At 69.8% G+C, this 6,586-nt stretch carries 8 protein-coding genes; 6 read left to right on the top strand and 2 right to left on the bottom strand.

The window, feature by feature from the left end; genetic code table 11:
- The coding region (locus tag VLG41_RS03015; protein WP_325347919.1) for a Gfo/Idh/MocA family oxidoreductase at positions 1–851 on the top strand (851 nt) is incomplete at its 5' end.
- Between the two features lie 98 nt (positions 852–949).
- The gene (locus tag VLG41_RS03010) at positions 950–1,957 is read left to right on the top strand and encodes an aldo/keto reductase (protein WP_325347918.1); all 1,008 of its coding nucleotides are present in this window, start codon (positions 950–952) and stop codon (positions 1,955–1,957) included.
- Between the two features lie 41 nt (positions 1,958–1,998).
- Here VLG41_RS03010 and VLG41_RS03005 read toward each other — a convergent pair whose 3' ends face one another.
- Both VLG41_RS03005 and VLG41_RS03000 read right to left on the bottom strand, forming a co-directional pair.
- Entirely contained in the window at positions 1,999–3,108 is a 1,110-nt protein-coding gene (locus VLG41_RS03005) for a DUF418 domain-containing protein (protein WP_325347917.1), read from the bottom strand.
- Between the two features lie 52 nt (positions 3,109–3,160).
- A complete protein-coding gene (locus VLG41_RS03000; RefSeq protein WP_325347916.1) occupies positions 3,161–3,577 on the bottom strand; it encodes a lysozyme inhibitor LprI family protein in 417 nt (138 codons plus the stop codon).
- Between the two features lie 145 nt (positions 3,578–3,722).
- Here VLG41_RS03000 and VLG41_RS02995 point away from each other — a divergent pair, with 145 nt between their 5' ends.
- Genes VLG41_RS02995 through VLG41_RS02980 form a run of 4 tightly spaced genes read left to right on the top strand, consistent with a single transcriptional unit; the run spans position 3,723 to position 6,553 of the window.
- Positions 3,723–4,193, top strand: a complete 471-nt coding sequence (locus VLG41_RS02995) for a Spy/CpxP family protein refolding chaperone (RefSeq protein WP_291020776.1) — start codon at positions 3,723–3,725, stop codon at positions 4,191–4,193.
- An 11-nt stretch (positions 4,194–4,204) separates the two neighbouring features.
- Positions 4,205–4,507 carry a hypothetical protein gene (locus VLG41_RS02990; protein WP_325347915.1) on the top strand — a complete coding sequence of 101 codons (303 nt, stop codon included), beginning with the start codon at positions 4,205–4,207 and terminating at the stop codon, positions 4,505–4,507.
- A gap of 10 nt (positions 4,508–4,517) precedes the next feature.
- Positions 4,518–5,213: a response regulator transcription factor gene (locus VLG41_RS02985; protein ID WP_325347914.1), complete on the top strand. Its 696-nt coding sequence runs from the start codon at positions 4,518–4,520 to the stop codon at positions 5,211–5,213.
- Complete coding sequence (locus VLG41_RS02980; RefSeq protein WP_325347913.1) at positions 5,210–6,553, top strand: HAMP domain-containing sensor histidine kinase; 1,344 nt, start codon at positions 5,210–5,212, stop codon at positions 6,551–6,553. Before VLG41_RS02985 ends, VLG41_RS02980 begins: the two co-directional genes overlap by 4 nt.
- The last annotated feature ends 33 nt before the right edge of the window (positions 6,554–6,586 follow it).

The raw sequence follows: 6,586 nt of genomic DNA, 5'->3' as shown, positions 1-6,586 counted from the left end.
ACCTCGACAAGACCAAGGAGGTCGCCGCCAAGTACGGGATCGGCCACGTCACGACGAAGCTGGAAGACAGCCTGGCGCTCAAGGAAGTCGACGCCGTGATCCTGTGCACGCCCACGCAGATGCACGCTTCGCAGACCCTGGCCTGCCTGAAGGCCGGCAAGCACGTGCAGGTGGAGATCCCGCTGTGCGACGTGCTCAAGGACGGTGAAGAGGTCGTCGACGTGGCCAAGACCAGCGGACTGGTGGCGATGTGCGGCCACACGCGGCGCTTCAACCCCAGCCACCAGTATGTGCACAAGAAGATCGCGGCCGGCGAGTTCAACATCCAGCAGATGGACGTGCAGACCTACTTCTTCCGCCGCACCAACATGAACGCGCTGGGCCAGCCGCGCAGCTGGACCGACCACCTGCTGTGGCACCACGCCGCCCACACCGTGGACCTGTTCGCCTACCAGGCCGGCAGCCCCATCGTGAAGGCCAACGCGATCCAGGGCCCGATCCACAAGGACCTGGGCATCGCCATGGACATGAGCATCCAGCTCAAGGCCGCCAACGGCGCCATCTGCACGCTCTCGCTGTCCTTCAACAACGACGGCCCGCTGGGCACCTTCTTCCGCTACATCGGCGACACGGCGACCTACATCGCGCGCTACGACGACCTGTTCAACGGCAAGGAAGAGAAGATCGATGTGTCGAAGGTGGACGTGAGCATGAACGGCATCGAACTGCAGGACCGCGAGTTCTTCGCCGCCATCCGCGAAGGCCGTGAGCCCAACGCCAGCGTGGCGCGCGTGTTCGCCTGCTACCAGGTGCTGCACGACCTGGAACAGAAGCTCAACGCCCAGGGCTGATCGGCCGGGGCGAGCACCAACAGCCAATGGGGTCAGATCACTCGCCGCTCGCGGCGATGTGCTCTGACCCCATTGGCGCTGCAACGAGGAAACCACCCATGCAACAACGTCAACTCGGCCCCTTCAAAGTCTCGGCCATCGGCCTGGGCTGCATGAACATCTGCCACGCCTACGGCCCGCCCGTGCCCGAGGCACAGGCCGAGCGCCTGCTGCTCACCGCGCTGGACGAGGGCGTGACGCACTTCGACACCGCGGCGCTCTATGGCTTTGGCGCCAGCGAGACCATCGTCGGCAAGGTGCTGGCCAAGCACCGCAACCGCTTCACCCTGGCCAGCAAATGCGGCATGCAGGGCGTGGACGTGAAGGGCGATGGCCAGCTCGTGCGCGTGATCGACGGCCGCCCCGAAACGCTGCGCGCCACTTGCGAGGCCTCGCTGCGCCGCCTGCGCACGGACGTCATCGACCTGTACTACCTGCACCGCTGGGACAAGCAGGTGCCGGTGGAGGAGAGCGTGGGCGCCTTGGGCGACCTGGTGCGCGCGGGCAAGATCCGCGCGGTCGGCCTGTCGGAGGTGTCGGCTGCCACCCTGCGCAAGGCGCACGCCGAGTACCCCATCAGCGCGGTGCAGACCGAGTACTCGCTGTGGACGCGCAACCCGGAGATCGCGGTCTTGGATGCCTGCCGCGAGATCGGCGCCGCCTTCGTGGCCTTCAGCCCCACGGCGCGCGGCTTCCTCGCGATCGACCTGGACCCCGAGGCCTTCGACGCCAAGGACATCCGCCGCGCCATGCCGCGCTTCACGCCGCCGCACTGGGCAGCCAACCAGCGCCTGCTGCCCGGCTACCGGGCCATTGCGGCCGAAGTGGGCTGCACGCCCGCGCAGTTGTCCATTGCCTGGCTGCTGCACAAGGCGCCGCACATCCTGCCGCTGCCTGGCACCGGCAACGTGGACCACCTGCGCGAGAACAACGGCGCCGATGGCGTGAAGCTGAGCAGCGACGTGATGCAGCGACTGGACGCGCTGATCAACCAGCGGACGGTGAGCGGCAACCGCTACAGCGAGCAGTCCAACCGCGAGGTGGACACCGAGGTGTTCGCGGGATGAGTGCGAGCGCCCCGTCCTGATCGGGGCCGCTGGCCGGCGCGTCAACGGCGGCCGATCCACGCCTCCAGCGGCCACCGGCGATCACCACTCGCCGCAGCGGCGGCCAATGCCAGCAGCCACAGGCTCACACAGAAAAGCAGCATCTGTGCCGTGGTCAGCGCAAGCGCCAGACCAGCCCCCGAGAACAGCAGCAAGCCGATCAGCCCATGCCCCACGTAGAGCGTCAGTGTGCGCTGCCCGAGCGGGACGAACCATCGGCACCAGGCCGCCGTGCCCCCGCGCGATGCCAGTGACGCGGCCGCGAGGTAGACGGCCACCACAGGGATGGCCACCAGGTCGCCGAGCACGTCGATCCAGGGGCGAAGGGCATCGGTGGGCAGCGTCAAGGCACAGCCCAGGCCGTACGCGGCGGTCAGCACCAGCAGGGGCGGGGCCCAACGCCGCAGGCCGCGTTGCAGGGCTGCGCGCCACCGACGGTGCGTCAGCAGCCTCAGGCGCGCTGCCGCCACGCCGCAGGCCATGCACAGGTACATCACCGGCCCGGCCAGGACGATGGCCACGATCTGGGCGACGGCGTAGGTGCTGGCGTTGAGCGCCAGGAAATCCCACACGCCCTGCACGCGAGAGAGCGGCGGTCCATAGGCGGCATCGGGTTGCTCGGGGTACGCCAGCATGGACGCCGCCAGCACCAGCTTCGCCAGCACGGCCCAGACCAGCGCACGCCGCAGGTGGCGGCGCATGGCGCCCCAGGGCTGTTGCAAGCGGCCCAGCAGTCGCCGTCCCACCAGCGCGTACAGCGTCAGGATGTCACCGAAGTAGACGAAGACGCCGTGCACGATGCCCAGCCCCAGCAGGCGGCGATGGCGTACCACGCCGCGCCGCAGGGCGTCGAGCCGGGAGCGGCCACGGGTGGACAGCCACAGCGCCATGCCGAACACGAACGCCAGCATCGGGTAGCCCTTTCCGTGCAGCACGGCGGCCACGATGCCCTCGATCGCCGCCGCCCAGGCGCTGTCGGGCGGCGTGCGCAGGCCAAGGGGCGGGCCCCAGGGCGCGACGGCGTAGCCAATGGCGTTCACCACCAGGACGGAGATCATGGCGAGGGCGCGCAACACGTCCGGCAGCGCCTCGCGGGAGCGCCGCACCGTCATGGGGCGGCCATGCGGGATGTCGTCATCGTCGCTTCGTTGATGTCATGCCTTGTCATGGCCGCACCGGCCGCAGGCAGGTCAGGTCACCCTCCGGGCAGTTGAGCTGGCGGCGCAGCTCATTGGTGCGCTCGCGCGTCACGCGCGTCTGGCATTGCAGGCGCGTCATCGGTTCGGCGCTGCCGCCGCGCACCGCACTGGCCTCGAACTCGCAGGTCGAGGTGCGGTACTCCAGCCAGTCCTTCTGCGCGGTGCGCAGCAAGGTGCGGCGCGCGGTGTCCAGCCCGGCGGCCAGGTCGCGGAACACCGCCGCGTAGGCCGCCTGAGCGTGCTCGAAGTCGCGGTAGGCGCAGGCGGTGAGCTGGCGCTGTGTCTCGGCCTTGGCGCAGTCGGCCGGCAGCTCGCTCGTGGACTGCGCGGCGGACGCGGTGACCACCAGCGTGAGGCAGAGCAGGGCGGCGAGACGGCGCATGGGGTGGTCCTTCCTGGCGTAGCGAAACGAAAGGCCATTCTCCGCCGAAACAAAACGACAAGAAGCGATACCGCCGCGAGACCCGGTGTCGGCGCCCGCCGCGCACCATCACGGCCATGTTCCACCCCCTGTGAAAGGTCCCGTCATGAACCCCTGGATCAAGCGAACCCTCATCGGCCTCACCAGCGTCACCGTGCTGGCGGGCGGCTTGGCCGCCTGCGGCCACCGCGGCCAGCATGCGCAAGGCCCGGCCTCCGCCGAGCAGGTCGCCGAATGGCGCGGCAAAGCTGTGGACCGCGTCACCCGCAAGCTCGACCTCACGGCCGAGCAGCGCCAGAAGTTCGAGGTGCTGGCCGACAAGCTGATCGCGCAACGCGCCGCCATGATCGGCCAGAGCCAGGGCCCGCGCACCGAAATGAAGGCGCTGGTGGCGGGCGAGAAGTTCGACCGCGCGCGCGCCCTGAACCTGCTCGACGAGAAGACCCGCGTGTTGCAGATGAGCACGCCCGAGGTCATCACGGCCCTGGCCGATTTCTACGACAGCCTCAACCCCGCCCAGCAGGCCGAGGTGCGCGAATTCCTGGAGAAGCGCCGCGGCTGGTTTCGCCGCGGCTGATGGGGACCACCATGTCGCCCGCGCTGCAAGGCTTCGCCCGCCCCTTGCGTGAGCACGGCCCCGCCCTGCTCGCCGAGGTGAACAACCCGCACGACGAGATGCTGGCCCTGGTCTGGGGCCCGCGCTTCGACCGCGAGCATGCGATGTGGCTGTGGTCGCGCCTGTCGCGGCGTGCGCCGCAGCAGGCTGTGCCGGTGCTGCCCGCGCTCATGAACGCGGCCGAGCATTTCGACGCGCTCGACGGCAGCGACCAGCGCAGGGTGCGCCGGCTCATCCTGCGCCACCGCGCGCTGACCGGCGCGGTGGCGGTGTGAGAATGCGCGAATGCCCCGCATCCTGCTGATCGACGACGACACCCAGTTGGGCGCCCCCCTGGCGAGTTACTTCCAGCGCTTCGACCTGTCGCTGGTGCAGGCGCACAAGCCCAGTGAAGGCCTGGAGTGGCTGCGCCGGGGCGGCTTCGACGCCGCCATTCTGGACGTGATGCTGCCCGAGATGGACGGCTTCGAGCTGTGCCGCACCATCCGCAAGGACAGCGACATTCCCATCGTGATGCTCACCGCGCGCGGTGACGTGATGGACCGGGTGGTGGGCCTGGAACTCGGCGCCGACGACTACCTGCCCAAACCCTTCGAGCCGCGCGAGCTGGTGGCGCGCGTGCAGACCGTGTTGCGCCGCCGCCAGCCCGCCGCGGCGGCGGCAGACCCTGGCGTGCTGGCTTTCGAGGGCCTGAGCATCGACCCGGCCCGGCGCCAGGTGCTGCGCCAGGGCGAGGCGGTGGAGCTCACCGGCACCGAGTTCGAATTGCTGCACCTGCTGGCGCGTGAGGCGGGGCGCGTGCTCAGCCGAGACGACATCCTCAATCACTTGCGCGGGCACGAGGCCGAACTGCTCACGCGCGCGGTGGACATCGTGGTCAGTCGCCTGCGCCGCAAGCTCGAGCCGCTGGACTGCATCAAGACGCTGCGCAACGCGGGCTACTCGCTCGCGTTGCGCCGTGCGCCGTTGCCGCGCCCATGAGAAAGCCCACCGACCCGCGCCCAGGCTGGCGGCACTCGCTCAAGCTGCGCCTGCTCGGCGTGTTCCTGGTGCTGGCCTTTCTGGTGGCCTTCATCTTCATTGGTGGCGCGCAGAAGGCCTTCACCCTGGGCTGGAAGGAGGCCGGGCGCCCGCTGCTGATGGACTACGTGAGCCGCCTGGCGACCGACATCGCACCTCAGGGCCGGCCCGACATCGACAAGGCCCGTGCGCTGGTGGAGCGCCTGCCCATCATCACCATCGACATCACCGGACCCGCGGTGCAGTGGCGCTCGCACCCGGACACGCCGCGGCCGCACTGGCGGCAAGAGCCTGGCGCCGACGACTGGGGCGATGATCAGAACTGGCGCGCGCTGGTGCAGCGGCGCACGGCGGACGGACACGTCATCGAGTTCGGCTTGAACGACGCCGCCGTCGAACGCCGCCCGCGCATGTTCCTGTTCGCGCTGGTGGCGCTGCTGGTGGTCACCACGCTGGCCTTCTGGTACGTGCGCCGCCTGCTGCGCCCCCTGGACGCCATCCGGGCGGGCGCCATGCGTTTCGGCGCGGGCGATTTCTCGCAGCCCATCACGGTGCGCACGCACCACTGCGACGAGCTGGGCCAACTCGCCCAGACCGTGAACACCATGGGTCGCGACATCGAGCAGATGCTGCAGGCCCAGCGCGCGCTGCTGCTGGCCATCAGCCACGAGCTGCGCAGCCCGCTCACCCGCGCGCGCCTGAACACCGAGTTGCTGCCCGAATCACCCGAGGTGAATCCGCAGCGCGAGGCGCTGCTGCGCGACCTGAACGAAATGGCGCGCCTCATCAGCGACCTGCTGGAGAGCGAGCGCCTGGCCAGCCGCCACGCGGCGCTCAACCGCGAAGCCACCGAACCCGTCACGCTGGCGCGCGAGGTGATCGACGAACTCGCGGCCACGCGAGCCGAGGCGCGGCGCATCGCCTTGCGGGTTGATGACGACCTGCCCGACGTCTCGCTAGATCGCGTGCGGGTGCGCCTGCTGCTGCGCAACCTGCTGGACAACGCCTTGCGCCATGGCGCCGATGCTCAGACGCCGCCAGAGTTGCGCGTGGAACGCGCGGGCGAAGAGGGGATTCGTTTCGTGGTGCGCGACCACGGCCCCGGCGTACCCGAGGACCAGATCGCGCAACTGGCCCAGGCCTTCTACCGCCCCGACAGCGCCCGCACCCGGCACGCGGGCGGGGTGGGGCTGGGGTTGTATCTGTGCCGCCTGGTGGCACAGGCGCACGGTGGGCGCTGCGAGATCCGCAACGCCCACCCGGGGCTGGTGGTGAGCGTCACGCTGCTGGTGGGCCATTAGGCCGCCTCAGGTCAGGCGGCCGCTGGCGCTTCC

This window comes from Hydrogenophaga sp. (assembly GCF_035481345.1).
GTDB lineage: Bacteria > Pseudomonadota > Gammaproteobacteria > Burkholderiales > Burkholderiaceae_C > Hydrogenophaga.
The sequence above is the reverse complement of the archived record's forward strand: the minus strand, read 5'-3'. Positions and strand labels throughout refer to the sequence as shown.

What these genes read in the sequence shown, in the direction of transcription:
- VLG41_RS03000 (WP_325347916.1), bottom strand. Translation starts at nt 3,577, where the DNA reads ATGCGCCGTCTCGCCGCCCTGCTCTGCCTCACGCTGGTGGTCACCGCG.
- VLG41_RS03010 (WP_325347918.1), top strand. Translation starts at nt 950, where the DNA reads ATGCAACAACGTCAACTCGGCCCCTTCAAAGTCTCGGCCATCGGCCTG.
- VLG41_RS02980 (WP_325347913.1), top strand. Translation starts at nt 5,210, where the DNA reads ATGAGAAAGCCCACCGACCCGCGCCCAGGCTGGCGGCACTCGCTCAAG.
- VLG41_RS02995 (WP_291020776.1), top strand. Translation starts at nt 3,723, where the DNA reads ATGAACCCCTGGATCAAGCGAACCCTCATCGGCCTCACCAGCGTCACC.
- VLG41_RS02990 (WP_325347915.1), top strand. Translation starts at nt 4,205, where the DNA reads ATGTCGCCCGCGCTGCAAGGCTTCGCCCGCCCCTTGCGTGAGCACGGC.
- VLG41_RS02985 (WP_325347914.1), top strand. Translation starts at nt 4,518, where the DNA reads ATGCCCCGCATCCTGCTGATCGACGACGACACCCAGTTGGGCGCCCCC.
- VLG41_RS03005 (WP_325347917.1), bottom strand. Translation starts at nt 3,108, where the DNA reads ATGACGGTGCGGCGCTCCCGCGAGGCGCTGCCGGACGTGTTGCGCGCC.